Below are 26540 nucleotides of genomic sequence, written 5' to 3'. Positions count from 1 at the left end.
GTCCTACGTGAACTACTGGGTGCGCGGCGACCGCTACGCCTTCCAGGACAGCTTCGAGCCGTAACGTGCCCGGGCGTGGTGCCCGGTCCTCCCGCCCATGAAGGCGGATTCATGAGCAGTTCCGGGCGGGGCAGCCACAGGAAACTCACGCCCGTGGCCGTCCCACCTGTTCGAATAGGCCCCAGCTGACCACCCGGTTTCCGGGAGCCAGGAGGGGGACTCTATGTTCTATTACGACGGTAAGTTGCAGTACCCGGTCCGCGTCCAGACACCCGATCCCCGCTTTGCGCGAATGCTTCAGCAGGCCATCGGGGGCGTCGAGGGCGAGATGCGGGTGTGTCTCCAGTACCTCTTTCAGGCGTTTGGGGCGCGCGGCCCGGCCAAGTACCGCAACATGCTGCTGGCGACCGGCACCGAGGAGATCGCCCACATCGAGATGCTCGCGACGGCCGTCGCCCTGAACCTGGAGGGCGCGCCGGACCACATGAAGGACGCCGCGGCCAAGGCCAACCCGGTGGTCGAGGCCGTGATGGGCGGCATGGACCCCCGGCAGTACCTCTCGGCGGGCATGGCGGCCCTGGCCTCGGATGCCAACGGCGTGCCCTTCGACGGCTCGCACATCTATGCCAGCGGCAACATCGCCGCCGACATGTACGCCAACGTGACCGCCGAGGCGACCGGGCGCGCGCTGGCCTGCCGCCTCTTCGAACTCACCGACGACCCCGGCATGAAAGACATGCTGCGCTTCCTGATCGCGCGCGACACCATGCACCAGCAGCAGTGGCTGGCCGTGATCGAGGAACTCGGCGGTCACCAGGGCACGCTGCCGATCCCCAACTCCTTCCCGGTCGAGGAGGAACTGCGCGACGTGAGTTATGTCTTCTTCGCCCCCGGCATCGAGGGCGTGCCGGCCCCCGAGGGCCGCTTCACCCACGGCCCCTCGCTCGACGGGCTGGGCGAGTACGAACTTCGCCCCGCGCAGCCTTTCGGCCAGGAGCCGCAACTCGCGCCGCCCATGCCGATGGCCTACGCCGAGACACAGCAAATGCTGGACGACCCGCAGCAGGGCGGCCGCCAGAAAGGCTAAGGCTCCGGGCTTCCCACTTGCTCCCTGACCTGCACCCAGCCCTGAACGGCGGGGTGCAGGTCATTGTCGGCTGGCAAGTTCGCCCTCAGGCGTCCGGGTCGGCCTGCCAGTCGGTGAGGGTATAGACCGTCAGCACCGTCCCCGCCAGCCCCAGGAAATAGGCCCGCTCGCGGGTGCCTTTCTGACAGGCCGCGACCAGCAGCAGCGCGGGCACGCTGGCGAGTTCCACCCGGCCATGCACCGGGAAGGGAATCAGGCGCCTGAGGGCCGGGGGATAGTCGGTCAGGGCGCTGACCCCCAGATACGAGGCGACGAAGAGGGAGGAGGCCGTGCGGGCGCCGCCCTTCAGGTTCAGCAGGGAGGGGGCGGCCAGCATCGCGGCGCAGGCGACGTAATCGATGAACCCATGCACGCGGGGTGTGACCAGTTTCATGGGACCAGCATCAGGGAAGCCGGGCCGCCAGGGATACCCTTTTCCCTAACCCGGCTTTGTAGATGCCCGCCGGCGGAACCGCGGCCCGTCCTCACGCCTCGCGGGTTTGACGGGGTGCAATTTTGGACTCCAGGCGCTATATCTGGGGGAACATGGATTCGTCGTCGCTCCGGGAGCGCCAGAAGGAACGCCGCCGCGCGCGGATTTACAGCGTGGCGCTCGACCTGTTCAAGCGCGGCGGCTTCCAGGCGACCACCGCGACCGACATCGCGCGGGCCAGCAACGTCTCGCGCGGCACCTTCTTCAACTATTACCCCTACAAGGAAGCGGTGCTGCTCGACTACGGCAGCGAGGTGATGGACCGCCTGCGCGACAAGGCCGAGGCCCGTCTGAAAGAGGGCGTGCCGCCACTGGCCGTGCTGTACGAGATCTGGGACGAGCTGGCCGAGGAAAATGGCCGCGAGCGGGACCTCTTTCCCCCGCTGGCCTACGAGGTGATGAATCCCAACCCCGAGCGCGCCCGCACGGCCTATCAGGCGCTGCCGCTGAGCAAGGTGATCGAACTGATCCTGCGCCCGCTGCACCAGGCCGGGCAGATCCGGGGCGACCTGAGCCTTCAGCGCATCAGCAACCTGATCGCGGACACTTACCTGATGGTCGCGCTGCGCTGGAGCGCCTACGGCACCGAGCGCACCTTGCAGGAGGAAACGAGATTGGCGCTGAACCTGCTGCTGGAAGGTGCGCTGCGCCGCGAGCCGCCCGCCCGCACCCCCTGAAGTCCCGCTCCCCCGTAGAAGGCCCCGCTTCCCGTCCCGGAAGGCCGGACCCTGGAAGGCTTTTTCCCCATGACGCAGCCTGAACTCACTGTCGGCACGCCGAGACACCACTGGCCCTTCAGCCGGGGGCTGGTGGTCGAGTCGCTGGTGAACGCGGGGGCGAGCGGCGCGGTGGCGGCGGCGGTGGCGCGGCGGGTCGAGCAGGGGCTGCGGAACGCCCGGCGCTCCCCGGTCAGTCCCGGCGAGCTTCAAGCCTTGATGGTGCAGGTCGCGCGGGACGCGGCGGGCGACGAGGTGGCGGACGCGGCGGCCCGGCAGACGCCCGCCTTCTTCGACATTCTGGTGACGGCCAAGAAGGGCAACCTTCCCTTCAGCCGGGGGGTGCTGGCCAGGACGCTGGAGGACACCGGCCTGTCGCCGCGTGACGCCTACGGCACCGCGAGCGCGGTGGACGTGCGGATGCGGCAAGCAGGACTGCGCGAACTCAGTGTGCGGGACCTGGACGCGCTGACCGAGCAGACGCTGGCCGAGCGGTACGGCGAACACCAGCGCCTCACCTACCGCTTCCTGCAACGCAACCGGGGCAAGCTGGGCGTGGTGAGCGCGGACGGCGGCACGCCGCTGCCCTTCAGCAAGGGGCTGCTGGTGCAGTCGCTGCTGGCGGCGGGCGTCGCGCCGGACGTGGCCCGCAAGGTGGCCCGCGTGACCCAGCGCGACCTGCGCGGCAGCGAGGACCGGCTGGTGACCCGCCAGGCCATCCGCGAGAAGGTCGAAGCCCTGCTGCGCGACGAGGTCGGCCCGGATATCAGCGCGCGCTACCGCCTCTTGCGGGTGATCCGCCGACCGCCCCGGCCCCTGGTGGTGCTGCTGGGCGGCGTGAGCGGCACCGGCAAAAGCTACCTGGCCGCCGAGGTCGCCTACCGCCTGGGCATCACGCGGGTGATCGGCACCGACGCGATCCGGCAGGTGATGCGCGCGATGGTGTCGCCCGAACTGGTGCCGGGCCTGCACGCCAGCACCTTCAATGCCTGGGAAGCGCTGCTGCCGCCCGGCGAACCGAGGCCCGAGCAGCCCACGCGCCCCGAGCTGCTGGCGGGCTTCCGCGATCAGGTGCAGCAGGTCAACGTGGGGGTGGGGGCGGTGGTGCGCCGCTCCATCGAGGAGGGCACCAGCCTGGTGCTGGAGGGGGCGCACCTGGTGCCCGGCTACCTGCGGGCCGCCGACTACGCGGGCGCGCTGGTCGTGCCGATGCTGGTCACGCTGCCCGACGAGACCGAACACCGCCGCCATTTCGAGTCGCGCGACCAGGAGACCGCTGCCAGCCGCCCGCTGCACCGCTACATGCGGTATTTCCGCGAGATCCGTATGATGCAGGACTATCTGGAGGAGCTGGCCGCCCGCGAGGACGTGCCGCTGCTCGACGGCCTGACCCTCGACGAGAGCGCCGATCAGGCTGTGGACGTGGTCCTGCGCCGGGTAATGGCGGCCCTGACCCCCGGCGAACGCGCCGCACTGCTAGGCGAGCGGGAAGCGGGAGAGCCGGAGCAGAAATGAGCGCTGGGTCGCCGCCCACGCGGCCCGCTTATACGGCTTCCGTCCGATTCCTTGACTTCCGGAAGGAAAGCCAGCCCCCGGAACCCGTCTGTTCTCCTTCTCGCGTCGTCGCGAACAGACGCACATGAGGACGCTGCTCCTCCCGCTCGGACTGAATCACTTCGTAAATGGTTCGATCGGAGTCCGTCTTACCGTCTCCGCACCCGCCGCACCGCCGCCCGCAGCTCGCGCAACGCCTCCGCATGCCTGTCGGGGGCGTAGCGGGCCGCATGGTAGGCGCGCACGGCGTCGGCGATGGCGCTGGCCTGCGCGGGGAACTGGCGGGCCGCCCGCTGGGCGTAGGCGGTCGGCGTCTCCCCCGGTGCGCGGGGCAGGCGCAGGCGGCGGGTGAGGTCGTGCAGGGCGCGGGCGGCGGGATCGGCAGACCGGGGACGCAGGCGGGCGGCCAGCAGGGCGGGCAGCAGCGCCAGCGCCAGCAGTGCCCCGGCGACCCCCAGATAGGTGGCCCCACCGATCCGGCCCACCCCCGCGCGGCTGAGCAGGGCGCGTTGCTGTGAACCGTCGTACCCGGCAACCCAGGTGTTCCAGCGGTTCTGGAGGGCGTCCAGGCGCAAGGCGGCGCGGTGCAGGGGCGTCGGTGCGGGCGCGGCCGACGCGGCAGGCCGGGTGAGGGCGGTGGGCAGCCCGGCATTCACGCGGGCGGGCGCGACGCTCGCGGTGGGGTCCACCCGCACCCAGCCCCGGCCCGGCAGCCAGACCTCGGTCCAGGCGTGCGCGTCCTGCTGGCGCACGATCAGGTAGCTGCCGTCCGGGTTCACCTCGCCGCCCAGGTAGCCGCCCACGATCCGCGCGGGCAGCCCCGCCGCCCGCATCAGGAACGTGAAGGCCGAAGCGTAGTGCTCGCAAAAGCCCCGGCGGGTGCCGAACAGGAAAGCGTCCACCCGGTCCCGTTCGGGCAGGGCCGGCGGCGAGAGGGTGTACGCGAAGCCCCCGGAGCGCAGGAAGGCCAGCGCCGCCTCCACCCGCGCTTCCGGGGCCAGCCCTTGCCAGGACGCGGCGAGCGCGCGGGCACGCGGACTCTCGCCCTCCGGAAGTTGCTGGTCGAAGGCCAGGCGTTCCTCACTTTCGCGCAGGCCCAGCCGCGCCGCACGGCCCTGGAAGGCGTACCGGGTGCGGCCCGTCGCCGGACGGGGGGTGACGGCCTGAAAAGCATTCGTCAGGAAGGCCCCGGACGGCAGAACCGCAGGCGAGTCGAGCGCCAGCAACCAGGGCTTGCCGCTCGGCTCCAGGGTGAGGGTGTAGGTGAAGGTGGGGCCGAACAGCTCCAGGCTGGGCGCGGGGCCGCGCACCCGCACCTGATTCCAGCGCACGCCGTCATACGCCTCATAGACCGGGCCGCGCCAGTAGCGCTCGGCGGGCGCGGGCAGGGCACCCGCGAAGTCCGCCCGGAAGGCGACCGCCCGGCTCTGCGCCAGGCTGGCAAAGTCGCCCGCGCTGATCTGATCGGCCAGGCCGGTGCGGGCCGCGTCCTGCACCGGGAGTTGCCACAGGGGACCGTCCGGGCGCGGAAACAGCACGAACAGCAGCGCGGCGAGCGGGGCGGCCTGGAGCGCCAGCAGGCCCGCGCCGCGCAGCGGACGCGCCCCGGTTGGCGGGCCAGTCAGGGGATCAGTCCAGCCGCCCAGGGCCGCCAGCAGCAGCAGGACACTCAGCGCCGCGTGCGCCGCCGCCAGGGGTCCCTGGCTGAAGAAAAAGTGCGTCAGCGTCACGAACAGGCCGAGCAGGGCGAGCAAGCGGGCGTCGCGGCGGGTGCGCGTCTCGGCGGTTTTCAGGGCGACCAGCAGGGCCAGCAGCGCCGTGCCCGCGTCGCGCCCCAGCAGCGTGCCGTAGCGGGCGTACAGCAGCGCCGCCGTCACGCCCGCCGCGAGGCCCAGCAGCACGGTGGGCGGGGCGGGCAGCGGGCGCAGGGTGCGGGCGGCGCTGTACCCCAGCACCCCGGCCACCATCAGCGTGACCCAGACCGGCTGCCGGAGTGCCGCCGGGGCCAAGGCCACGGCCAGCGCGAACAGGGTGAACCGCAACACCGACCCCGGCAACGGGGCAGGCGGGGTGGCCCTCCGGGCGGGAGCCGCCGCAGCGGGCAACGGCGCGTGCCCGGCCAGCGCCGCCAGGGCCGCCCGCGCGTGCGCCTCTCCCCCCCCCATCGGCAACGTCCGGCCCGGGAGGGTCAGGCAAAAGGGAGTGCCTGTGCGCCGGGCGGCGTTCACCCAGGCGGCCAGCCGGGACAGGCGCGCTTCCGGGTCGGGCAGGCGGGCGGTGTCCGCCCAGTCGAGCGCCAGCACTGTCCCGGCGGGCGCGTCCGTCTCGCGCGTCAGGAGGACCCCGGTGCGGGCCGCGTGCCGCCACGCCACCTGCCGGGGTGAGTCGCCGGGCTGGTAGGCGCGCAGACCGCTGAACTCCTCGTCGCCGCGCGTCCGGCCCGCGCCTTCCCCCGCGCCGGGAACGGTCCGGGCCGGGGGTGGGGGCGCGTTCACTTCGGGCGCGGGAAACACGGTGAGGGGTTCGGGGACCGGCAGGGCGCGCCGCGCTTCCCACAGGCCCAGCGGGTCCAGCGCCACCACTTGCAGGCGCGTCAGGGCCAGTTTCCCCCGACGGGGCGCGGGCACCGGCAGCGTGACGGTCACCGTCTCCCCCGCCGGGACATGCCGCATGGTCTGGACAGGGGCACGTCCGGCCTCCGCCCGCAGGGCCGCCGTCAGGGCCGGACCCGCGCTGCTCACCCGCGCCACGAACGCGGCGTCCGTTCCCGCGACCGCCTCCGCCGGGGCCGCCAGCGTGGCCGACACCGCCCGCCCGGCGCGGGTCGCGTGCGCCGCCGTCACGACCCACACGCCGCCCAGCAGGAACGTGACCGCGTAGCCCAGGCTCAGGGCGTAGTTGATGCAGCCCACCAGCGTCACCACGGTCAGTCCCAGAAAGGCCAGGCCCAGACGAGTGGGGCGCAGGCGGGTAGGGTGCAGACGGGTGAGGGTGCCGGGGGGAGGGCGCACAGGCTGGGGCATGCTCCCGGTCAGGGAATCGGCGTCTCAGCCAGAATCCGGGCCGTCACGTCCCCGATGCGCGCGCCAGGGTCGCGGAGGGGCAGGCGGTGCGCGGCGAGGGCCGGAAACACGGCCTGCACGTCCTCCGGCAGCGCCATGCTGCGCCCCGCCAGGAAGGCCCAGGCGCGGGCGGCGGCCAGCAGTGCCAGCAGCGCGCGGGGACTCAGGCCCGCCACCAGGGCCGGATGCTCGCGGCTGGCGCGGGCCAGCAGTTGCAGGTAGTCCAGCAGGGCGGGCGCGGCGTGAACGGCGTCCACCTCGCGCTGGGCGGCGAGCAACGCCTGGGCATCCAGCACGGCGGGCAGGTCGCGCACGGCCCCTCCCCGCCCGCCCGTTTCCAGCAGGGTACGCTCGGCGCGGGGGTCGGGATAGCCCAGCGTGACGGTCAGCAGGAAGCGGTCGAGCTGCGCTTCGGGCAGGGGCGACGTGCCCACGAACGCGGCGGGGTTCTGGGTGGCGATCACGAAGAAGGGATCGGGGAGGGGCCGGGTCACGCCGCCCTCGCTGACCGTGCGTTCCTCCATCGCCTCCAGCAGCGCGCCCTGGGTCCTGGGCGTGGCACGGTTGATCTCGTCGGCCAGCAGCACCTCGGAGAAGATCGGGCCGGGATGGTAGCGGAAGACCCCGGCCCCCGCGTCCCAGATGCTCACGCCCAGCAGGTCGGCGGGCAGCAGGTCGCTGGTGAACTGCACCCGCCGGAAGCCCAGGCCCAGCGTGCGGGCCAGCGCGTGCGCCAGCGTGGTCTTGCCGACGCCGGGCTGGTCCTCGATCAGGAGGTGCCCCCGCGCCAGCAGGCAGGCCACCGCCAGCCGCACCTGCCCCGGCTTGCCGAGAATCACCCGGTCGAGTTGCTCCAGGGCACGCCGCACCGGCTCGGCACTCCCGGCGGGCTGGAAGACGGTGGGGACGGCACGGGTCACGCGCGCAGCCTAGCGGGGCGGGTCTGACAGAACTGCGACACCGGGCGGCGGGCGGCGCGTGGCGAGCCGGGTGCCCAGCCACGACCCCGCCAGGTCGAACAGCCAGTCGGTCACGCCCGCGTCACGGCCCGGCACGAACGCCTGATGCACCTCGTCGAGCGCGCCGAACCACACGGCCAGGACCAGGGCCAGCCCCCAGCGCCCGGTCGCCCGCCCCAGGCTGTAGCCCAGCGCCAGATACGCCGTGAAGTGCGCGGCCCAGTCCAGCGGATGCACCAGCGGCGGGCCGGGCGTGTCGGACGAGGAACTCAGCCACCAGATCGCCCCCATCACGGCGAGGGCGGGCAGCCACCAGAGGGGCTGGGCGAGAGGAGGCTGGGGGCGGGTCAATGCTCGGCCTTTCCGTGTGCCCCCGCAGCGTGCGGCCCGGCGGGATGTTCCACCAGTTCGATCAGGGTGCCCGCGCCCCACTTGGGATGCAAAAAGGCCACCCGCGTCCCGGCCCGGCCCGGCGAGGGCGTCTCGGAGAGAAAGCGGGCGCCCAGGCCGCGCAGCCGCTCCATCTCGGCCTCCAGGTTCTCCACCCGGTAGGCGGTGTGGTGCAGGCCCGGCCCCCGGCGCTCCAGAAAGCCCGCGACGGGACTGTCGGGGCGGGTCGGGGCGAGCAGTTCGATCAGGGTCTCGCCCACCACAAAGGCCCGGACCCGCACCCCCTGTCCGGCGACCTCCTCGTCGGGTCCCTCGGGGGTCAGGCCCAGCGCCGTGTACGGGGCGGCCCCCAGATCGAGGTCGGGTGTGGCGATGGCGACGTGATCGAGCAGCAGCGTCATGGGTCCCAGGGTAGCGGGTCTCAGGGGAGCGGGCGGGCGTCGGCGGTGGGGCGGGCAGCGCGGCGCTCGCGTTTGCGGGCGTACATCCGCGCGTCGGCGGTGCGCAGGGCGTCGGTCGCGTCCGGGGCATCCTCCGGCACGGTCGCCACGCCCAGCGAGGCCCCGGCGGGGTATCCCCTGACCCGCACGGCGTGTTCTGCGGCGGCCACCAGGGTCACCAGGGCCTGCGCCGCCGCCTCCGGGAACTCCTCCGCTCCGGGGGCCTCCACCTCCGGAAACTCGGGCTGGAGGTGCAGCAGGGCATATTCATCGCCGCCCAGCCGGTAGGCGCTGATCCCGGGGGCCACGAGCCGCCCGGCGAACTCGCGCAGCAGGTCGTCACCGCTCGCGTGCCCGCGCTCGTCGTTCACCCGCTTCATGCCGTCGAGGTCCACCACGCCCAGCACGTAGCCCAGCCCCGTCGCGGCCACGCGGCGGTCGGCCTCGTCGAGGGCCTCGTCCAGCGCGCGGCGGTTGCTCAGGCCGGTCAGCGCGTCGGTCCGCGCGGCCCGCTCCAGCGACCACACGTGCTCCACGCGTTCCAGGGCCACGCCCACGCTGCGGGCCGCCGCCTCCAGAAGCGCGCGCTCCTCGGGGGTCCAGGCTGCCGCCTGACCCAGGCGGGCCAGCACCAGCACGTAAGGCTCCCCGCCCCGGTCCTCCCGCGCCCCTCCGACTTGCAGGTGCAGCCAGGCCACGCTGCGCAGACCGGCTTCCAGCAGGTGCGGGAAGCTAGCCTCTCCCGCCAGGGCCAGATCACCGTCGAGAAACACGCGCCCGTGGGTGGTCAGCGCCGTCCACAGCGGGCTGCCTTTCACGACCAGGCGTTCCAGCAGGACCTCCCCGAAGGCGTCGTGGCCTTCTCCGGCATGCGCGCTCAGCACCGCCGGACCCCGCGGGGTGAGGTGCAGCAGGGCCGACCAGTCCAGCCGCATCCGTTCGTGCAGCAGGCCCAGGCCCAACCGCGCCATCTCCTCCGGCCCCAAAGGTTCGTTCATCAGCTCGGCCAGGTCGCGCAGCGTGCGGGCATGGTCGCGTGCCCGGGTCAGCTCCTGCGTGCGCCGCCGCAGTTCCAGCTCATCCATGACCAGTCCGGCCAGCAGGCGCAGCGTCTCGGCCTGTTCCGGCCCGAAAGGCCGCACCCGGTCGTCGGTCACGCACAGGGTGCCGATACGGACGCCCTCGGGCGTGATCAGCGGCGCGCCCGCATACAGCACGATCTGCCCGGCACGCACGAAGGGATTTTCCCTGAACCGTGGGTCCTGGCGGGCATCGGGCACCACCAGCACCTCCGGCCCCAGGACGGTCCAGCGGCACAGGGAGTCGGCAAGCGGAAGCTCACCGGGCAGCTCACCGACGCAGGCCTTGGACCACTGCCGCTCCAGCGTCAGGAAGTTGACGGCCGCGACCGGGACCCCCAGCACCTGCGCGGTCAGGCGCGTGATGCGGTCGAACGCCTCCTCGGGTGGCGTACCGAGCACGTCGTAGCGGGCCAGGGCGGCCAGACGTTCAGGTTCATCGGGGGGCAGGGGGGCGGCACACACACCCCACAGGCTAGCGGAAGCCCTTCCACGCCGAAATGACCGCCCCTCACCGGAGCTTTAGAACAACGAAATGGAACGTGAAGTCGCGCTGGCCGCAGCGTTTCGGCTTTCGCGCGCCCCTGGGGCACCGGGACCTTGGCGCTCCCCCCACGCCAGAGCCTCAAGGAAGTCCCAGGGCGGAAGGCCAATGCGTACAATCGGAACCGTGATCCTGATTGTGCTCCTGGCCGTGCTGGTGTCCTACCTGATCGGCTCCCTGCCTGCCGCCGCCTGGCTGGCCCGCACGCGCGGCGTGGATATCCGCACGGTCGGCAGCGGCAACAGCGGCGCGACGAACGTGCTGCGCTCGCTCGGCAAGGGACCGGCGCTGGCCGTGGCCGTGTTCGACATCCTGAAAGGGGCCGCCAGCGTGTGGCTGGCGCGGGCGCTGGGCCTCGACCCGGCCTGGGCGGCGCTGTGCGGCGTGGCCGCCGTGATCGGGCACAACTTCAGCCCCTTTCTGGGCTTCCGGGGCGGCAAGGGCGTGGCGACCAGCTTCGGGACCATCCTGGCGATCGATCCGCTGGTGGGCGCGGGGGCCTTTGTGGTGGGCGCGGCGTGCATGTGGCTCACGCGCTTCGTCTCGGCGGGCAGCATCCTGGGGGCACTGACCGCCGTGACCCTGGTGGCCGCGCTGAACCGTCCCGGCTGGCTGAGCCTGACGGTCGCCTTTCTGGCGGCGCTGCTGACCTGGCAGCACCGCGACAACATCCGCCGCCTCCAGGCCGGGCAGGAGCGGCGGCTGGGCGAACCGAAGTGAAGCGGGCAGGCGGGCGCGGAACTCCGGGAGCAGACGCGGCGCTTGCGCTATGCTGGTCGGGTCAAGACAACTGACAAGCCCGGACGGTGGTCAGCCCGTTCGGCCCGGGAGCGTCCATGCCCGTCAGCATTCGGATTTATGGTCAGGAAGCCACCTTCTCGCAGGGTCACTGGGCCTGCGACGATGACAGCCTCCAGGCAATGCTCGAAGCCCTCGCCGACCCCCGCGCCATCAGCGAGGAGGCCGAGCAGGAACACGCCCGCTACGCTGCCGGGCGCTTCGGCGGCCTGATCGCCACGCCCGGGGGCTGGGAAGCTGCCCCCCACCCCGACGCCGAGATCCATATGACGGACTTTGCCCCGGCGCGGCAGCCCGAGCGGGCGGGGTGGCTGTCCTTTTTGCGGCGCAGGAAATAGAACCTAAGGACCTTCTCTAGCCCGCCCGCTTGACCCCCCGGCCCCCGGCGGGTACCTTGCCCCTATGCGCCGCCACACGACCACTATCCCGTGAGGGCGGCCCTGGACGCAGCCGCCCGCGAGAGTCGCGTGGCGGGCTTTTTTTTGAGGGAGGCGTGGGATGCGCGTAGCGATTGTGGGAGCCACCGGTGCGGTCGGACACGAACTCTTGCGGGTGCTGGAAAGCAGCACGCTGAAACTGGACGAGTTGCAACTGTACGCCAGTCCCCGCTCGGCGGGCCTGAAGCTGCCCTTTGCCGGGCAGGAACTGACGGTGCGCGCCACCCCCGAAGGCGCGATCGATGCCGACGTGATTCTCGCCTCGGCGGGCGGGTCCATCAGCAAGGAAAAGGCCCCGGCGTGGGTGGCCGGCGGGTCGCTGGTGATCGACAACTCCAGCGCCTTCCGCTACGAGCCGGACGTGCCGCTGGTCGTGCCCGAGGTCAACGGGGACGCGGCCCTGCGGCACAAAGGCATCATTGCCAACCCCAACTGCACGACGGCCATCGCGGTGGTGGCGGTCGCGCCGCTGCACCGCGCCTACGGCGTCAGGCGCATGATCGTCTCCACCTACCAGGCGACCAGCGGGGCCGGCCAGAAAGGCATCGAGGAACTGCTGGAGGGCACCCGCGTGGAACTGGCAGGCGGGCAGCCCGAGGCCGAGGTCTTCGCCTACCCGATGCCCTTCAACGTCATTCCGCACATCGACGCCTTCCAGGACAACGGCTACACCAAAGAAGAGATGAAGGTCGTCTGGGAGACGCGCAAGATTCTGGGCGACGAGTCGCTGAGCATCAGCTGCACCGCCGTCCGCATCCCCACCCTGCGGACCCACAGCGAGGCCATCACGCTGGAACTGGAGCGCCCCGCCACCCCGGAAGAGGCGCGCGAGCTGCTGCGGCACTCGGCGGGTGTGGAGGTCCGCGACGACCCCGCCGCGCGGCTCTACCCGATGCCCCTCACCGCCACCCGCAAATACGACGTGGAGGTGGGCCGCATCCGGGCCTCGCTGGTCTTTGACGGCGGCCTGGAGCTGTTCGTGGCGGGCGACCAGCTGCTCAAGGGTGCGGCGCTGAACGCCGTGCAGATCGCCGAGTACCTCCAGGAAAAGGGCGCATTGCGCGGACGGGTCAGCGGGTAGGCCACCCGAAAGAGAGGGGCGACCGGGGAAACCTTCCGGTCGCCCGCCCCGCTTTTGGGGCAGACTGGGAGCGTGAGACCCCGGCCCCCCTTCCCGCCCCGGCCCGCGCGCAGACGGTCGCCCGCCGGGCTGGCCGCGCTGCTGGCCCTGCTGCTGGTGGGCGGGGAGTGGGCGCAGGAGCTGATCGATCAGTTCGCGTTCGGCGGGACGCTGGACAGCTACGGCATCGTGCCGCGCGACCCCGGCAGCCTGCCCCACGTGCTGACGGCCCCCTTTCTGCACGTGGGGTTCGGGCACCTGATCGCCAACACGGTCCCGCTGGCGGTGCTGGCTTTTATGAGCGCCCTGCGCGGCGTGGGGCGCTTTCTGGCAGCGACCCTGGTGATCGTGGTCGTGGGCGGCCTGCTGGTGTGGCTCTTCGGGCGCGGGAACAGCGTCCACCTGGGGGCCAGCGAGCTGGTGTTCGGCTACCTGGCCTACCTGCTCGGCGTGGGCTGGTGGGAGCGGACCCCCGTCGCCATCGCCGCCGCCGTGGTGGCCCTCTTCCTGTACGGCGGGGCGCTGTGGGGCGTGCTGCCCACCAACCCGGTCGTGTCCTGGGAAGCGCACCTGTTCGGCTTCCTGGCGGGCCTGCTCGCGGCGGCGCTGCTGCACCGGAGACGCCCACCGCGCGCCGCTCAGATCAGCCCGTCCTCGCCCCGTTCGAGATTCTGACGAACTTGCCACCAGCCGCGCCTGCTCCGGCCAGAACAGCGGCGGGACGGCGTCCAGCGGATGCCATTCCAGCCGGAAGCCCGGTTCCAGCGGCGTCTCCCCTTCCTCGTCCGTCAGACCCAGGAAGTAGCGCGTGACCTGCCAGCGGGTGCGGGCGTCGTTCTGCCGCTCCAGCACGCCGAGGTCCGCCACCAGGCGCACCCGTGACAGCCCTGCCTCCAACCCACCCTTCGGAAGCTGGAAGGACTCGCCCCGCTCGACCACGGTGGCGACGCGCCAGCCCACGACCTCCCGCCGGAGGACCACCGCGCCCACGCTGGCCCGCTCCGGCAGTCCCTCCGGGTGGACGGACCAGGTGTCATCCGGTGGCGTCGGCGTCATTCCTGCCTCTTCACAGCGTCACCAGCCCATCCGGCGTGACCAGCAGGGCCGACAGTTCCGGCTGGGGCGCTTCCCGGACCTCCACCTCACCCACGAAGTTCAGCCGGTCGAGCAGGGACCGCAGCCCATCCGGGTCGGGGGTGCCCAGCGTCAGACTCTCCAGGCGCACACCCACATCGGGCAGGCGCGTGGGTGGGGGCAGCGTGTGCCACGCGATCAGGCTGGGCACTACGCCGCCGCCCGGCAGGCGCCCGTCGTCCGGCACCGTCAACGTCCAGCGGTTCTCCCCGCGTGACAGCTCTAGGGCCTCCCCGAAAGGCGTGAGGTCGGGGCCAGCGAGGCCCGGCACCCGCGCCAGCCAGTGCAGCAGCCGTGGCCCATCCTCCAGAAGCCCGCGCACCTCTGGGGTGTCGAGGCCGAACCAGCGGGGGCGGCCAGGGGCGGGGGCCGCCGGGTCCACCGCGATGACCTCCAGGTAAGCGTCCGGCCCCAGCGACAGCAGCGCGTTGTGGGTGCCGAAGTGTTCGTGCCCGCCGCCGGGATGCATGGAGACGCCCAGCCGGCCTTCCAGCCACGCGCGGCCCTCCGGGAGCGTGCGGGCCGCGATCACGAGGTGGTCGAGGGTGGAGGTCATGGGGTCAGGGTACGTTATGCCCCGCGTGGGCGGCTCATGGCCGCGAGGTCGCCCAGCAGGATCGCGGCGGCCTTCTCGCCGCTTTCCATGGCCCCCTGGATGCCGCTCATGGAGGTGACCTCGGAAGCCAGCAGCACGCCGGGCAGGGCGGCAGCGTGGCCGGGCAGCGTGGCGGCGTATTCAGGCGGCTGCGGGTACTGCGCGAAGGCGATGCGCTCGGTGCCCAGCGTCCGCAGCGTCGCCACCGCCGTGCCGTACCAGCGGGACAGTTCACCGCGCACCCCCGCGTCCAGGGCGTCGTCGTCCAGATCGGGCAGGCCCAGCACCGACACGGTCAGGAGCTGCTGCCCGGCGGGCACCCGCTCGGGAATGACCCGGCTGGTCCACTGCGCGTTGTTGATCAGGCCCTCTTCGGCGTTCAGCAGGAGGCGGGGCTGGTCGTCGAGCGGGTGGGAGGCCGCGTAATACAGGTACGTGCTGCCCAGGCGACCCCGTGACACCGGTTCCCCCGTGAGGGTCTGCGCCGTGTCCGGGTCGGTGGCGACGATGACGTGGCGGGCATCGAGGTCCCCCGCCGAGGTCACGGCGGTCACGGCAGGGCCGCCCGCCGCCCCGGCATGAGGCCGCAGCCGCGTGACGCGCACGCCGGTCGTCACGTCCAGCCCCTGCGCGAGCTGGGCGGGAATGGCCCCCATGCCTGAACGGGGCAGAGCCGTGCCGCCGTCCATCAACATGCGGAAGTAGTAACGAAAGAGCCGCGCGCTGGTGTGCAGGTCACGCCGCAGAAACACGCCGCCGAAGAAGGGGCGGAAAAAGTGATCCAGCGCCCCCTCGCTGAAGCCCTGGCGGCGCAGATAGGTTTCGGTGGTCTCGTCGGGGCCGACCAGCAGCGTATGGGGGGCCGGACCACGCAGGCTGGCCGCCAGCCGGGCCACCCGCAGCTTGTCTCCCAGCGTCAGCACCCGCGTCGTCAGGGTGCCCGGCAGACTGGCCGGGTCGCGGAAGGGGTCGCCCAGCACCTCCGCCCGCGCGCCCCGGCGCACCACGGCGGCGGAAGGCACCCGGACCAGGTCCAGGGCGTCCAGGTCCAGGTGCCGCCGCACCGCCGGATAGGCCGGAAACAGCACCTGATACCCGGCGTCGAGCGTGAAGCCCTCCACCCGGCGCGTCGTCACCCGCCCCCCGACCTGGTCCGCCGCCTCCAGCACCCGGACCCGCCGCCCCGCCCGCGTCAGCACGCGCGCCGCCGTCAGGCCCGCCAGACCTGCGCCAATCACCAGAATGTCCTGCATGGGCCGAGCCTAGAGCATTTGTCCGAATTACGCCGGAGGAGGAAAAGCGCCTCTTCCGGCTCCATTCTCTCCTTCGGAGCTTTGCAAGTCCCAAACGCTCTTCCTCTTTCACTCGCTGTCTTGGGCATCGTCGTGAACGGACGCGCAGGAGCACGCCACGCCTCCAGAACGGACGGTCGGTCAGAACGGACGCGCTTGAGCCAGCCTGCCCTCCCCTTGAGGACGCCTTCTTGGGCAAAACGGCACCCGGATGGGGCCTGCCCGCTGCCCGCCCGCTCGGTCAACAAGAAGCTCTCTTTTTGACAAATGCTCTAACAGCCCAGGGCAAACAGGGACGGAACGCCGGGCCTCAGGGGCCGCGCCCGGTGGCGAGGACTTCTCCACCCTTGTCCAGCACGTCAAAGGCATAGGCTTCCGGCTTCAGCGTGCGCCAGTTCACGCGCAGGTCCACGCACGAGTCGGGGAGGGTCACCAGCCGCATGGCGGGGTAGGTGCCCACGTCCTGACGCAGGCTCTCCAGAAAGCGCGCCAGATCGTTGGCGCAGTTCTGCGCGGCGGCCTGCCTCACCACGCTGTCCGCGTCGGCCCGGGTCCGGCGCTCGGTCCTGGCCTGCGCCGCCAGCGCCCCGATCTGGGCCTCCAACGCCGTGACGCGGGCGGCCAGCCGGGCATTTTCTGCCCGCGCCTCCCGGTCCTGACAGCCGCACAGCAGGCCCGGCAGCAGCAGCAGAGGCAGGGCCATTCGCTTCACGCCCGCAGCGTAACGCGTTCCTCCCAGCGCCCCGGCGGGCGTGAGTGATCGGTCAAGGGCGCCCCGCTCAGCGGTCCAGCACGCTCACGACTTCCACGTGGCTGGTCTGCGGGTAAAAGTCGTGCGGCGTGACGGCCCCCAGTTTCCAGCCGCGCTGGGTGAGGTCGCCCACGTCGCGCGCCCAGGTCGCCGGGTCGCAGCTCACGTAGACCAGGCGGTCGGCAGTGCTGGCATGGATGTGGTCGCGCGCCTCCGCCTCCAGGCCCGCACGGGGCGGGTCGACCACGATCACGTCGGTGCCCAGTTCGCTGAAGCGGGCCGCGTCGCCGCTGCGGTAGGTGACGTTGCGCTCGCCGCTGACGGCCACCGCCTGCCTTCCGCGCGCCAGCGCCTCGGGGGAGGAATCCAGCACGGTCACGCGCGTGAAGTGGGGGGCCAGGTGCCGCCCGATGGCCCCCGAACCGCCGTACAGGTCCACCGCGTGCAGGCCGCTTCCGGCCAGCTCCGCCGCGCGCAGATAGGCCAGACCCGCCGCCTCGGGGTTCACCTGCGCGAAGCCGGTCGCGGTCACGCCCACCTGCACGCGCCCGAACTGCTCCTGCACCTCGGCCTCGCCCGCGATCAACCGGACGCCCGCGCCGAAGCGCCGCCCGGCGGGTTCCGCGAGGCTCACGCCGACCACCCCGGCGTCCATCAGGTGGTCGCTGGCCCGCAGGAAGACCCGCGGCTCACCCGCCCCGATCAGGGCCGCGACCACCTCACCCGTCAGGCGGCTGGCCCGGAAGGCCACCTCGGTGGCGGGGTCGAGTTGAGCGGGGTCCACGCGGTCCAGCACGGCCTGAATCTGCGCCATCACCAGGGGGTCTTGCCCCACCACCAGGGGGTCGCGCCCGCGCCGCTCGCGGTAGGCGAGGCCCTGGGGCGTCACGAGGTACTGCGCGGTGTTGCGGTAGTGCCACTCGTGTGGGCTGGGCACGGTCTCGGCGACCGGGTGCCGCAGCTTGGCGATGCGCGAGAGGGCCTCCTCCACGAAACCGCGCTTGTAGACCAGTTGCGCCGGGTAGGACGCGTGCGCGAGGTCCACCGTGGGCAGGTCCGGCGCGTCCACCCGGTCGGGACTGGCACGCAGCACCTCGCGGGTGAGGCCCTGGCGCACGCCCCGGCCCGCGCGCACGCTGGCCTCCACCCGCTCGCCCGGCAGCGCCCCGCGCACCAGCACCACGCCGGACTCGTCCCGCGCGAGACCCAGCCCTCCGGCGACGAGTTTTTCGATTTCCAGCGTGATCAGAGCGTCAGACATACGGGGCACAGGGTAGCGCGCCCAGCCCCCGGCGAAGGGAAGGCCGGACGCGAAGGGCGATGGGGCCGCTCGATCGCCGCTGTCCTGAGGGGCCAGGAAACCGCTTCCCGCGTCCACCAGCCACCCACCGGAACACGCGGCGGCCCGCCCCCTTGCTGATGGTTGTTCTAAAGTCGGGACAGAGCCGCCCCCCCACCCGCCACTTTCCCACGCCCAAGGAGCCGCCTTGAACCGAACCCGCACCGTGCCCGAGATGCTGGAGAACCTGTGGGCCAGGCCGCTGGTCCGGCTGCTGGCCTATCTGCTACTGCTGCTGCTGCTGTCCCTCGCTGCGCGGCGGCTGTCGAGCGTGCTGGTGATGGTGGCTCTGGCGTACGGCCTGGCCTACCTGGTCAATCCCCTGCTCGTCCGGCTGGAAAAGCGTGGGCTGGGGCGGGCCTGGGGCGTGCTGCTGGTGCTGCTGGCCTTCCTGGGGATCGTGGCGCTCTTGTTCTGGCGGCTGGTCACGCAGGTCAGCAGTTTCGTGGAGGGGCTGCCCGCGCTGGCCGACCGCCTCACCGCGCTGCTGGACTCGGCCCTCAGCCACACCAGCGGCGGGTCGGGGATGCTGGCCTTTCAGCACCGCCTGGCCGAATACGTGCAGACCAAGGCGGGCGAGATCGCCCACAACATCGGCCCGATTCTGGACCAGATGCTGTTTTCCGGTCCCTCGCTGCTGGGTCGGCTGACGGGCCTGCTGGGCTGGCTGGGGCAGGCAGGGCTGGTGCTGACGCTGGCGCTGTACCTCGCCCTGGATTACGAACGGGTCGGGCGCGGCCTGCTGAAGGTCTTCCCGCGCGACTGGCAACCCACTATGGAGCGCCTCTCGGAGGATGTCAGCGTCTCTTTCGGGCGCTTTATCCGGGGGCAACTGCTGACCGGCCTGGGCGTGGGCGTCCTCGCGGGCCTGGGCCTGCTGCTGCTGAAGGTGCCCAACCCGCTGGCGCTGGGGCTGCTGACCGCCGTGCTGTATCTGGTGCCCTTTGTCGGGATGGTCCTGGCGACCGTCCCCCCCCTGCTCCAGTCCATTCCGCAGGGCACGACCACGCTGGCGCTGGTGGCCGGGCTGTATTTCATTCTCAATCAGGTGGGCGGCAATGTCCTGGGGCCGCTGGTGATGGGCCGCACCACCCAGGCCAACCCGGCGGCCCTGATGGTGGCGGTCCTGATCGGGCTGGGGCTGGCGGGCGCGTGGGGCGCGCTGCTGGCCGTGCCGGTCGCCCTGCTGCTGCAACGCTGGGCCGTACGCTACTGGCTGCCCAGCCGGGCGTATCAGGGCCGGGCGGGACAACGGGACGGGGGGCCGCCGGACAGGCAGCACACGCCGGACGCCTGACCACCTACCGCTTGCGCTCGGCCAGCACGCCGGTCCACCCACCCCAGATCAGGTGGGCCACGATCATCAGGGCGTTGCGGCGGGCCGGGTGGTGTTTGGCGGAACTCAGCAGGCCCGTCGCGGGCAGCAAACCCAGATAACTGCCGGTCCAGACGAAAAGGCCCAGACCCATCCCCTTGACCACCGGCGCACCCGGCAGGGACCGCAGCGGGGCATAGAGGGCACCCGCCGCCGCCCCGTAAGCGAAGTGGTTGAACACGGTCGCGGCCTTCAGCGCCGGTTCGTTTTCGGCCACCGTGTCCAGGCCCACCGCCTCCGCCGCGTGTTCGGTGATCTGCTCGGGCGGCAGCGGGTACCGCTCACGGCCCGGCAACAGGAAATGCTGCGCCGCCAGCATCCAGACCGACATGGGCAGGGTGGCGGCGCAACCGGCGGCGGCCGACTTCAGGAAGGACTGAGGCTCCATGCCCGGAATCATGCCGGGCCGGGGGTGAGAGAAGATGGGGCCGGGCCGGGGGACCGTTCACGCTTGCGCCCTGGCCCCGAACAGGCTAGCCCCCGAACAGGGTCAGCGTCTCCCCCACGATGAGCCGCCACTCCTCGCCGGTCGGCTGGTGGGCCATGCCGGGAAGCTCCAGCAGGCGGGCGCCGGTGGCCGCCGCGTAACTGCGGCCCTCCTCCGGCGGGCAGAAGCGGTCTTCCGTGCCGACCACGATCAGGGCGGTCACGCCCAGGTGCGCGGCGTGGTGCAGGGGCGAACCCTCCACCCACTGCCGCTCGGTGAGGACCACGTCGTAATAGCGGCGCAAAATCCCCAGCGCGGTGGTCCGGGCCGTGCGGCGCAGGTCGGTGGGCGCACTCACCGCCACGACCCCACGCGCGGCGCAGGGCGCGGAAGCCGCCAGCAGCGCCACCAGCCCGCCCATCGAAAACCCCAGCAGCAGGGTGGACGTCACCCGGGGCTGCTGCCCGAGCCACGCCAGCGCCCGCCGCACGTCGCCCGCGCCGCTGCGCCCGTAGTCGTCACAGCCGCTCGACCCACGCCAGCCCCGCTGCGAGAGGCTCAGCGCGTGCCACCCCGCCGCGCGGAACAGCCGGGCCGGGTGCGCCATGTGCGAGGCGTCCTGCCCCCAGCCGTGCAGCAGAAGAACGGCGGGCGCGGACTGCGGCTGCGCCCAGAAGTAACCGCCCAGCGTCACGTCTTCCAGGGGCAGCGTGAGGGCGGCAGCGCCGGGGAGGGGCGGGAGGTCCAGGCCGGGAATGTTCACGGCGTCATTCTCCCCCTCAGCGTAAAGACCTTCTGCCGCATTCTTTCATCTGGCGTCAGCGCTCCGCCGCAAAAGTGGGGGCATGAAAAAGGCCCTGACCCTGCTGTGTGCCTGCGCCGCGCTGCTGCTGGCCGCCTGCGACAACAAGACCGAGAGCAGCACCAGCACCACCACGACCAAGTCCTTCGACTCCAGCGGTCAGCCGCAGGGCACGAGCACCACGACCACGACCGAACAGGACAACCGCTAAGACCGACTTGCTCTGATTCCAGAACATCCGGGCACAACACCGGATGTTCTTCCATCGCCGCCAGCCGGTATTCTCTTATTCTCGCTCCGCTCGGGTTCGTCTTCGACTCACCTTAAGTTCGTATAAGACCGCACGGAAACCGACCCGCCACAGCACCGCAGAGGGTGTGTCTGGCGGGTCGGCCGACTTTGCCGGGGTGGCCTCCGCTTCCCTCAGCCCTCCTCGTACTCCAGATAGGTGTAACCCAGCAGCTCCTCGCCGTAGTCTTCCAGCAGCTCGTGTTCCTGGTCGGAGGTGAGGGTGCCCTCCTTCAGGGCCTCGTCCGCCTGGTCCTCGATGGAGTCGCGCAGCATGGGTTCCTCGTAGCCCATCGACTCGATCATGCGCCGGGCCTTCTGGCCGCGCACAAAGAGGTCGATGTGAAACTTGCCGCCGGGCCGCACCGTCACGTGCGCCTCGCTGACCTTGCCGAAGAGGTTGTGCGCGCTCCCCAGCACGTCCTGATACGCGCCCATCAGGAACGCGCCCAGGTAATAGGGGCGGCTGCCGGGTTCGTGCAGCGGCAGGGTCGCCTTCACATCGCGCAGGTCGATGAACTTCTCGATCTTGCCGTCACTGTCGCAGGTGATGTCCACCAGGGTGCCCTGACGGGTGGGCTTCTCATCCAGGCGGTCGAGCGGCACGATGGGAAACAGCGCCTGAATCGCCCAGTTGTCCGGCAGGCTCTGGAACAGCGAGAAATTGCAGATGTATTTGTCGGCCAGCACCTTCTGGAGGTCTTCCAGCTCGTCGGGCACGTACTTCTCGCCCTGAATCAGTTTGGCGATCTTGCGGAGGATGGCGTTGAACAGCGCCTCGCCGCGCGCGCGGTCGTTCAGCGTGACGTAACCCAGGTCGAAGAGGTTGTGCAAGGTCTGCTTGTCGCCCACCGCGTCGTTGTACATCTCGCGGTAGTTGCGGGCGCTGATGCCCACCAGAATCTCTTCCAGGTCCTTGACGATCTGGTGGCTGTCCTCGTTGGGCGCGGCCAGCTCTTCCAGGTCGCGGGTGGGGCCGGTCACGTCCACCACCGGCATCACGAGGACGGCGTGGTGGGCGGTCAGCGCGCGGCCCGACTCGGAGACGATGGTGGGTTCGGGCACCTCGCGGGCTTTACAGACCTCCTGCACGGTGTACACCACGTCGGCGGCGTACTCGGCCACCGTGTAGTTCATGGAGGCGTAGAAGGTGGTCTTGGAGCCGTCGTAATCCACGCCCAGGCCGCCACCCACGTTGAGGTACTTGAGCTGCGCGCCCGCCGCGATCAGGCCCGCGTAGGTCTGGGTGGCCTCGCGCACGGCGACCTTGATGCGCCGGATGTCGGTGATCTGCGAGCCGATATGGGTGTGCAGCATCACCAGCGAGTCGAGCATGTTCTCCTCGCGCAGCCGCTCGACCACGCGCAGGAGTTCGTAGGCGTTCAGCCCGAACTTGGCCTGGTCGCCGCCGGATTCCTCCCACTGCCCCGAGCCGCGCGCGTGCAGCTTGAAGCGCACGCCGATGGCGGGCTTCACGCCCAGCGCGCGGGCCTGCTTGAGGATGCGGTCCAGCTCGGAGTACTTCTCGATGGTGATGACCACGTTCTTGCCGAGCGTGCGGCCCCAGAGCGCGAGCTTGATGAAGCCGTCGTCCTTGAAGCCGTTGCAGCACAGCAGGGCCTCGGGGTTGAGCCGCTGCGCCAGACACAGCGCCAGTTCGGCCTTGCTGCCCGCCTCCAGCCCGTGCGCGTACTCGTACCCGGCGGCGGCGATGCTTTCCACCACCACCCGGCGCTGATTGACCTTGATCGGAAACACGCCCTGGTAGTGCCCGCTGTAGCCATACTCGGTAATGGCCTTGCGGAAGGCATCGTTGAGGTGTTTGACGCGGCCCGCGATGACCTGCGGAAAGCGCAGGATCACCGGCAGGCTCTCGCCGCGCTCCACGATCTCGTCGATGATGGGGCGCAGGGGCGCGTGCAGGCCGGGCGCGGGGGTCACTTCCACCTGGCCGCGGTCGTTCACACGAAACCAGCCGCCGCTCCAGTTCGGCACCTGGTACAGCTCGGCGGCGTCAGCAACAGAAAAAGGCAAAGTCGTCAATTCAGGCGTCCTCCGTGACTAAGGTAGGCTCGCCGTGCGCGGGGCCTTGAGGGAGCCTGCCTTGCGGAAGCTGCTCACGGACGCCGTGCGAAACCGCCGCGCATGATACGGCAAGGCGGGGGCATGGGTGGGGGCATGGGTGGCAATTGCGCGGCCAGTGCTCCGCTTTCAGCCGCCAGAAAGCAGCTCCTCTGCTGAAAGCCAAAACAAAAAGAGCGAGGCTTAGGCACCTCGCTCTCTTCTGATGGCGGTCCGGACGGGATTTGAACCCGCGACCTACTGCGTGACAGGCAGTTATGCTAACCGCTACACTACCGGACCAGAACTGTCGGACCAACACTGGCGCACCAGCGGACAGAAGGTTAAAGGGCGCGCGGGCAGAAGTCAAGCCACGCTACCCTGGGCACCATGACAGGGCAGACGGGAGCGGGGCAGGCCGGACAGGTCATCTTCACGCGCGGCGGGGTGCCGGAGAGTCTCCACAGGGTCCACGTCGCGGTCGTGGACGCGGGCAGGCGGCAGGTGGCGGCCTGCGGGGATGCGGACCTCGTGACCTTCCCGCGCTCCAGCTCCAAGCCGGTGCAGGCGCTCCCGCTGGCGCTGGCCGCGCCGGAGTTGCCGGGGGACGAACTCGCCATCGCCTGCGCGAGCCACGCGGGCACGCCGGAGCATCTGGCGGTGGTGGCGCGGCTGCTGGCGCGCTCGGGCAGCACAGTGGAGGACCTGCGCTGCGGCACGCACCCGCCCTTCGACCCCGCTGCCGCCGCCGACCTGATCCGGCGGGGCGAACAGCCCACGCCGCTGCACCACAACTGTTCGGGAAAGCACGCGGGCATGCTCCTCGCCTGCGTCCTGAACGGGTGGCCGCGCGAGGGGTACACCGAACAGCCCCACCCGCTCCAGCTGCGCATCCGGGAACTGCACGCGGACCTGGGCGGCGTGGCGATGGACGACGTTCACGTGGGCACCGACGGATGCAGCGTGCCCGCCCTCGCGCTGCCGCTGCATGGGATGGCCCGCGTCTTCGCACGGCTGGCCGCCCCTGCCGAAAGTCTGGCCGGCCCCCTCGCCCCCGCACTGGAGCGCGTCTTTGGGGCCATGACCGCCCATCCCCTCCTGATCGCCGGACCCGGCCGGCTCGACACCACGCTGATGTCGCTGGTCCCCGGTCTGGCGGCCAAGATGGGTGCGGAAGCCTTTTACGGGATGGCGCTGCGGGAGACACCGCGCGGGCCGCTGGGTGTGGCGTTCAAGGTGCAGGACGGCGGCGAGCGGGCGCGGCCCCATGTCGCCCTCGCCATGCTGGAGGCGCTGGGCGTGCCCGTGACGGCGGAACTGCGCGCGCTCGCCCCGAACGTGCAGTACAACTGGGCGGGCCGGGAGGTGGGGACGGCCGAAGTAGAGCTGCCGCTCCGCTGGGCGTGAGGCGCGGCCCCGGCGAAGCCCCCTGCATACTTTGACTTCCCCTGCATTCTACGCTATCCTGGTTCCATCACCGCCCGAGAGGGCGGCTTTTTATGGTCAGTGCGGCCACACCCGCCAGAACTGGCACGGTGGGACTCGGGCGGGGACGCTACCCTGACTCCATGTTTCGCCGTGATCCCCTGCGCGCCGCCCTGGCCGAAGTGGAGGAGGTGCTGGGCCAGGAGGTCCGGCCCGCCCTGCCGTTGCTGCGGGCCGCGTTCCGGCGGGGGGGCGTGCTGGGCGCGGCGCGGGAAGGACGGGTCGTCCTGGCCGGGCTGGGGGGCGTGCCGCGTGAGGGCGTCTTTGAACTCGCCAGCGTGACCAAGCCCTTCACAGCGGCGCTGGCCGGGGCGCTGGTGCGGGAAGGGCGGCTGGCCTGGGACGCCCCGATCTCGGCACTGGGGGGACCGCTGCGGGGCTTTCCCCACTTCGTGACGGCGCGGGCGCTGGCGACCCACACGGCGGGCCTGCCGCCCCACCCGGCCCGGGTGATGGTGACGGCCTTCACGCACTTTCAGGACCCCTACGGCCAGATGAGCGCGCCCGGTGTGCTACTGAGTGCGCGCCGCTGGGCCAGTCGCCGCGCGGCAGGCCGCTTCGTCTATTCCAACCTGGGTGCGGGTGTGCTGGCCCTGGCTCTCGCGCATGCGGCGGATGAGGCGGTCAGCGCGGCGGGGTACGCTCAGGCCCTCGCGCGGCACGTGACCGGCCCGTTGGCGCTGGAAAGCGTGACGGCCACGCCTCACCCCGCCCGGCTGGTGACTCCCACCGCCACCCTGTTCGGGGAGGGCGTGACCGGCTTCGGGCCGTTGATCGGCGCGGGTGGGCTGTTCGGCACGGCGGCGGACCTGCTGATCTTCGGTACCGCGCAGCTGGACGGCCGGGCAGGGACAGACTGGCAGGCTGTCACGCGGTCCCCCGGTCTGCCCCCGCACTTGACCGGCGTCGCGCCCGGCTGGTTTCAGACCCGGGGCGTGTGGTGGCACGACGGTGTGGCACGCGGCACCCGTACGGCCCTGGGCTTTCGCCCGGCGGACGGCGCCGCCGTGACCCTGCTCGTGCGCGGCGGCCTGCCGCTCTGGGGGCCGCGCGGCGCGGTGCCGGCGACGCTGCTGACACTCCTGGGTGCCCCGCCGTTAGCCGGACGTCCTGAACGCTGAACTCGGCGCGCTCAGGGCACCAGCCAGGTCACGGCGCGCGCGTCGTTCAGGTTGGACAGGAGGGTCGTGGCGCGCCAGTTGCCCTGGGTCAGCCCGAAGAGGGTGTCGTAACTGGTCAGGGACGTGCGGGTGAGGGCGTAGAGGTTGCCGTCGAGGGCAAAGGTCACGTCGCGCAGCTCGGAGACGTAGGCGACGACGGCGGCGCTGGAGCGGGTACCGTCCCACAGGCGTAGGGGTTCGCTGCCCCCTCCCGTGAGGGTGGTGTCGCGCCAGGCGGCGATCAGGTTGCCGCCGGCGCCGCTGCCCACCCCGGTCCACAGGCGGTCCACCCGGGCCGTGCCGAAGGCGGGCAGCGTGGCAGCGGCGTCGGGAATGCCCGTTCCCGTGAGGGGCTGTACCCCGGTATCGGTCGCGGCATACACCACGCTGCCACCCGGAGCCGGAGCCAGGTCGCGGATGGCGGGGGCCGACACCGGGGCACTCACGTCGGCGAGGTCCGACCCGGTTCTGGACGTGGGCACGGCGGCCCGCAGGACCTCGCTGCCGCCGCCCAGCGCCGGGCGGGCCACGATGCCGATATCCACCGTGCCCTCACGCACCAGGGCCAGGCGGACGGGCGGCGCGTCCGGGTCGGTGGGCGTGAAGGCCACCGGCAGGGCCGCGCGCCACACCAGCGTCCCGTCGGTACGGTACAGGGCAAGCTGCTGCGTTCCGTTCGCCGTGCCCCCGCTCCCACACTGGCTGAGGGTCAGCAGACGGTCGCGCTGCGCGTTCAGGACAGTGGTCTTCAGGCAGGGCGGCGACACGAAGCCGGCAACCTCGAAAGGCGGCGCGAAGGGTTGCACGTCGGCCAGATCCACGTCCCGGCTCTCGATGCCGCCCGTCAGCGTCAGGGCCAGACGCTTGCCGCCGGGTAGGGTGTCCAGGGTCACGCCGCCGTTGACGGTCACGCTGGGATCGGCGGGCGCAGGTGTCACGCCCGTTCCCCCGACGGTCACGGTGCGGACCGAGGCTCCCCCGTCCGTCAGCACGGCCAGACGGGTGGGCGGCGTGGACTCCTCGGTGCCGGTGCAGGCGGCCAGCAGCAGGCCGGGCAAGAGCAGAAGCAGCGAACGTTTCAAGAGAACCTCCGGGGACAAGGCAAAAAAAGGG

General features: G+C 71.6%; 25 protein-coding genes and 1 tRNA gene. 11 read left to right on the top strand and 15 right to left on the bottom strand.

Going from position 1 to position 26540, the window contains the following annotated elements:
* Window positions 1–223: 223 nt before the first annotated feature.
* Window positions 224–1087 carry a manganese catalase family protein gene (locus DEIPH_RS07385; protein WP_034356200.1) on the top strand — a complete coding sequence of 288 codons (864 nt, stop codon included), beginning with the start codon at window positions 224–226 and terminating at the stop codon, window positions 1085–1087.
* An 85-nt stretch (window positions 1088–1172) separates the two neighbouring features.
* Here DEIPH_RS07385 and DEIPH_RS07380 read toward each other — a convergent pair whose 3' ends face one another.
* Complete coding sequence (locus DEIPH_RS07380) at window positions 1173–1520, bottom strand: hypothetical protein (protein ID WP_034356196.1); 348 nt, start codon at window positions 1518–1520, stop codon at window positions 1173–1175.
* Between the two features lie 152 nt (window positions 1521–1672).
* On the opposite strand from DEIPH_RS07380, the gene DEIPH_RS07375 reads away from it, so the two are divergent.
* Both DEIPH_RS07375 and DEIPH_RS07370 read left to right on the top strand, forming a co-directional pair.
* Entirely contained in the window at window positions 1673–2296 is a 624-nt protein-coding gene (locus DEIPH_RS07375; protein ID WP_034356190.1) for a TetR/AcrR family transcriptional regulator, read from the top strand.
* A 69-nt stretch (window positions 2297–2365) separates the two neighbouring features.
* Window positions 2366–3850 (top strand): ATP cone domain-containing protein, encoded by a 1485-nt coding sequence (locus DEIPH_RS07370; protein WP_034356182.1) that lies wholly within the window; start codon window positions 2366–2368, stop codon window positions 3848–3850.
* 188 nt (window positions 3851–4038) lie between these two features.
* On the opposite strand, the gene DEIPH_RS07365 is transcribed toward DEIPH_RS07370, so the two are convergent.
* Genes DEIPH_RS07365 through DEIPH_RS07345 form a run of 5 tightly spaced genes read right to left on the bottom strand, consistent with a single transcriptional unit; the run spans window position 4039 to window position 10284 of the window.
* A complete protein-coding gene (locus DEIPH_RS07365; protein WP_051517229.1) occupies window positions 4039–6912 on the bottom strand; it encodes a transglutaminaseTgpA domain-containing protein in 2874 nt (957 codons plus the stop codon).
* Between the two features lie 8 nt (window positions 6913–6920).
* Entirely contained in the window at window positions 6921–7871 is a 951-nt protein-coding gene (locus tag DEIPH_RS07360; RefSeq protein ID WP_034356179.1) for an AAA family ATPase, read from the bottom strand.
* A gap of 9 nt (window positions 7872–7880) precedes the next feature.
* Window positions 7881–8201: a VanZ family protein gene (locus tag DEIPH_RS07355; protein WP_081790835.1), complete on the bottom strand. Its 321-nt coding sequence runs from the start codon at window positions 8199–8201 to the stop codon at window positions 7881–7883.
* Between the two features lie 56 nt (window positions 8202–8257).
* Window positions 8258–8701, bottom strand: coding sequence for a VOC family protein (locus DEIPH_RS07350; protein ID WP_051517228.1), 444 nt, complete (start codon window positions 8699–8701; stop codon window positions 8258–8260).
* Between the two features lie 20 nt (window positions 8702–8721).
* Complete coding sequence (locus DEIPH_RS07345) at window positions 8722–10284, bottom strand: sensor domain-containing diguanylate cyclase (RefSeq protein ID WP_034356174.1); 1563 nt, start codon at window positions 10282–10284, stop codon at window positions 8722–8724.
* Between the two features lie 205 nt (window positions 10285–10489).
* On the opposite strand from DEIPH_RS07345, the gene plsY reads away from it, so the two are divergent.
* The 4 genes from plsY to DEIPH_RS07325 all read left to right on the top strand — a co-directional run bounded on the left by plsY (window position 10490) and on the right by DEIPH_RS07325 (window position 13393).
* Window positions 10490–11083 carry a glycerol-3-phosphate 1-O-acyltransferase PlsY gene (gene plsY, locus DEIPH_RS07340; protein WP_034356215.1) on the top strand — a complete coding sequence of 198 codons (594 nt, stop codon included), beginning with the start codon at window positions 10490–10492 and terminating at the stop codon, window positions 11081–11083.
* 116 nt (window positions 11084–11199) lie between these two features.
* On the top strand, window positions 11200–11499 hold the full coding sequence (locus DEIPH_RS07335) for a hypothetical protein (protein WP_034356171.1): 300 nt from the start codon (window positions 11200–11202) through the stop codon (window positions 11497–11499).
* 160 nt (window positions 11500–11659) lie between these two features.
* Window positions 11660–12679 (top strand): aspartate-semialdehyde dehydrogenase, encoded by a 1020-nt coding sequence (locus tag DEIPH_RS07330; RefSeq protein ID WP_034356169.1) that lies wholly within the window; start codon window positions 11660–11662, stop codon window positions 12677–12679.
* 72 nt (window positions 12680–12751) lie between these two features.
* Complete coding sequence (locus tag DEIPH_RS07325; protein ID WP_051517226.1) at window positions 12752–13393, top strand: rhomboid family intramembrane serine protease; 642 nt, start codon at window positions 12752–12754, stop codon at window positions 13391–13393.
* A gap of 391 nt (window positions 13394–13784) precedes the next feature.
* On the opposite strand, the gene DEIPH_RS07320 is transcribed toward DEIPH_RS07325, so the two are convergent.
* The 4 genes from DEIPH_RS07320 to DEIPH_RS07305 all read right to left on the bottom strand — a co-directional run bounded on the left by DEIPH_RS07320 (window position 13785) and on the right by DEIPH_RS07305 (window position 17751).
* Window positions 13785–14408 carry a VOC family protein gene (locus DEIPH_RS07320; protein WP_034356167.1) on the bottom strand — a complete coding sequence of 208 codons (624 nt, stop codon included), beginning with the start codon at window positions 14406–14408 and terminating at the stop codon, window positions 13785–13787.
* Between the two features lie 14 nt (window positions 14409–14422).
* Entirely contained in the window at window positions 14423–15700 is a 1278-nt protein-coding gene (locus DEIPH_RS07315; protein WP_034356165.1) for an NAD(P)/FAD-dependent oxidoreductase, read from the bottom strand.
* Window positions 15701–16049: 349 nt separating this feature from the next.
* Window positions 16050–16442, bottom strand: a complete 393-nt coding sequence (locus tag DEIPH_RS07310) for a hypothetical protein (protein WP_034356162.1) — start codon at window positions 16440–16442, stop codon at window positions 16050–16052.
* A 76-nt stretch (window positions 16443–16518) separates the two neighbouring features.
* On the bottom strand, window positions 16519–17751 hold the full coding sequence (locus DEIPH_RS07305; RefSeq protein ID WP_034356159.1) for a class I SAM-dependent RNA methyltransferase: 1233 nt from the start codon (window positions 17749–17751) through the stop codon (window positions 16519–16521).
* 226 nt (window positions 17752–17977) lie between these two features.
* Here DEIPH_RS07305 and DEIPH_RS07300 point away from each other — a divergent pair, with 226 nt between their 5' ends.
* Window positions 17978–19126: an AI-2E family transporter gene (locus DEIPH_RS07300; protein ID WP_051517225.1), complete on the top strand. Its 1149-nt coding sequence runs from the start codon at window positions 17978–17980 to the stop codon at window positions 19124–19126.
* Between the two features lie 4 nt (window positions 19127–19130).
* Here the strand turns inward: DEIPH_RS07300 and DEIPH_RS07295 are convergent, their stop codons facing one another.
* Together DEIPH_RS07295 and DEIPH_RS07290 are read right to left on the bottom strand one after the other, a co-directional pair.
* On the bottom strand, window positions 19131–19592 hold the full coding sequence (locus tag DEIPH_RS07295) for a hypothetical protein (protein WP_034356156.1): 462 nt from the start codon (window positions 19590–19592) through the stop codon (window positions 19131–19133).
* A gap of 85 nt (window positions 19593–19677) precedes the next feature.
* Complete coding sequence (locus DEIPH_RS07290; protein WP_034356153.1) at window positions 19678–20394, bottom strand: alpha/beta hydrolase family protein; 717 nt, start codon at window positions 20392–20394, stop codon at window positions 19678–19680.
* 82 nt (window positions 20395–20476) lie between these two features.
* On the opposite strand from DEIPH_RS07290, the gene DEIPH_RS20395 reads away from it, so the two are divergent.
* On the top strand, window positions 20477–20644 hold the full coding sequence (locus tag DEIPH_RS20395; RefSeq protein WP_162833995.1) for a hypothetical protein: 168 nt from the start codon (window positions 20477–20479) through the stop codon (window positions 20642–20644).
* Window positions 20645–20856: 212 nt separating this feature from the next.
* Here DEIPH_RS20395 and speA read toward each other — a convergent pair whose 3' ends face one another.
* Together speA and DEIPH_RS07280 are read right to left on the bottom strand one after the other, a co-directional pair.
* A complete protein-coding gene (gene speA, locus DEIPH_RS07285; RefSeq protein ID WP_034356150.1) occupies window positions 20857–22764 on the bottom strand; it encodes a biosynthetic arginine decarboxylase in 1908 nt (635 codons plus the stop codon).
* Window positions 22765–23009: 245 nt separating this feature from the next.
* A tRNA-Asp gene (locus tag DEIPH_RS07280) sits at window positions 23010–23085 on the bottom strand.
* Window positions 23086–23211: 126 nt separating this feature from the next.
* On the opposite strand from DEIPH_RS07280, the gene DEIPH_RS07275 reads away from it, so the two are divergent.
* Both DEIPH_RS07275 and DEIPH_RS07270 read left to right on the top strand, forming a co-directional pair.
* Entirely contained in the window at window positions 23212–24189 is a 978-nt protein-coding gene (locus DEIPH_RS07275; RefSeq protein WP_034356207.1) for an asparaginase, read from the top strand.
* 161 nt (window positions 24190–24350) lie between these two features.
* Entirely contained in the window at window positions 24351–25388 is a 1038-nt protein-coding gene (locus DEIPH_RS07270; RefSeq protein ID WP_034356146.1) for a serine hydrolase domain-containing protein, read from the top strand.
* An 11-nt stretch (window positions 25389–25399) separates the two neighbouring features.
* On the opposite strand, the gene DEIPH_RS07265 is transcribed toward DEIPH_RS07270, so the two are convergent.
* Complete coding sequence (locus DEIPH_RS07265) at window positions 25400–26509, bottom strand: hypothetical protein (RefSeq protein ID WP_034356144.1); 1110 nt, start codon at window positions 26507–26509, stop codon at window positions 25400–25402.
* Between the last annotated feature and the right edge of the window lie 31 nt (window positions 26510–26540).

It is taken from the genome of Deinococcus phoenicis, assembly GCF_000599865.1.
GTDB classification, from domain to species: domain Bacteria; phylum Deinococcota; class Deinococci; order Deinococcales; family Deinococcaceae; genus Deinococcus; species Deinococcus phoenicis.
Note: the sequence above shows the minus strand (reverse complement) of the source record. Positions and strands in the feature narration are given on the sequence as shown.

Bases quoted from the DNA above. Each gene is read 5' to 3' on its own strand.
- DEIPH_RS07385 (WP_034356200.1), top strand. From the start codon at position 224: ATGTTCTATTACGACGGTAAGTTGCAGTACCCGGTCCGCGTCCAGACA.
- DEIPH_RS07380 (WP_034356196.1), bottom strand. From the start codon at position 1,520: ATGAAACTGGTCACACCCCGCGTGCATGGGTTCATCGATTACGTCGCC.
- DEIPH_RS07375 (WP_034356190.1), top strand. From the start codon at position 1,673: ATGGATTCGTCGTCGCTCCGGGAGCGCCAGAAGGAACGCCGCCGCGCG.
- DEIPH_RS07370 (WP_034356182.1), top strand. From the start codon at position 2,366: ATGACGCAGCCTGAACTCACTGTCGGCACGCCGAGACACCACTGGCCC.
- DEIPH_RS07365 (WP_051517229.1), bottom strand. From the start codon at position 6,912: ATGCCCCAGCCTGTGCGCCCTCCCCCCGGCACCCTCACCCGTCTGCAC.
- DEIPH_RS07355 (WP_081790835.1), bottom strand. From the start codon at position 8,201: ATGGGGGCGATCTGGTGGCTGAGTTCCTCGTCCGACACGCCCGGCCCG.
- DEIPH_RS07350 (WP_051517228.1), bottom strand. From the start codon at position 8,701: ATGACGCTGCTGCTCGATCACGTCGCCATCGCCACACCCGACCTCGAT.
- DEIPH_RS07335 (WP_034356171.1), top strand. From the start codon at position 11,200: ATGCCCGTCAGCATTCGGATTTATGGTCAGGAAGCCACCTTCTCGCAG.
- DEIPH_RS07330 (WP_034356169.1), top strand. From the start codon at position 11,660: ATGCGCGTAGCGATTGTGGGAGCCACCGGTGCGGTCGGACACGAACTC.
- DEIPH_RS07320 (WP_034356167.1), bottom strand. From the start codon at position 14,408: ATGACCTCCACCCTCGACCACCTCGTGATCGCGGCCCGCACGCTCCCG.
- DEIPH_RS07315 (WP_034356165.1), bottom strand. From the start codon at position 15,700: ATGCAGGACATTCTGGTGATTGGCGCAGGTCTGGCGGGCCTGACGGCG.
- DEIPH_RS07310 (WP_034356162.1), bottom strand. From the start codon at position 16,442: ATGGCCCTGCCTCTGCTGCTGCTGCCGGGCCTGCTGTGCGGCTGTCAG.
- DEIPH_RS07305 (WP_034356159.1), bottom strand. From the start codon at position 17,751: ATGTCTGACGCTCTGATCACGCTGGAAATCGAAAAACTCGTCGCCGGA.
- DEIPH_RS07295 (WP_034356156.1), bottom strand. From the start codon at position 19,592: ATGGAGCCTCAGTCCTTCCTGAAGTCGGCCGCCGCCGGTTGCGCCGCC.
- DEIPH_RS20395 (WP_162833995.1), top strand. From the start codon at position 20,477: ATGAAAAAGGCCCTGACCCTGCTGTGTGCCTGCGCCGCGCTGCTGCTG.
- DEIPH_RS07270 (WP_034356146.1), top strand. From the start codon at position 24,351: ATGTTTCGCCGTGATCCCCTGCGCGCCGCCCTGGCCGAAGTGGAGGAG.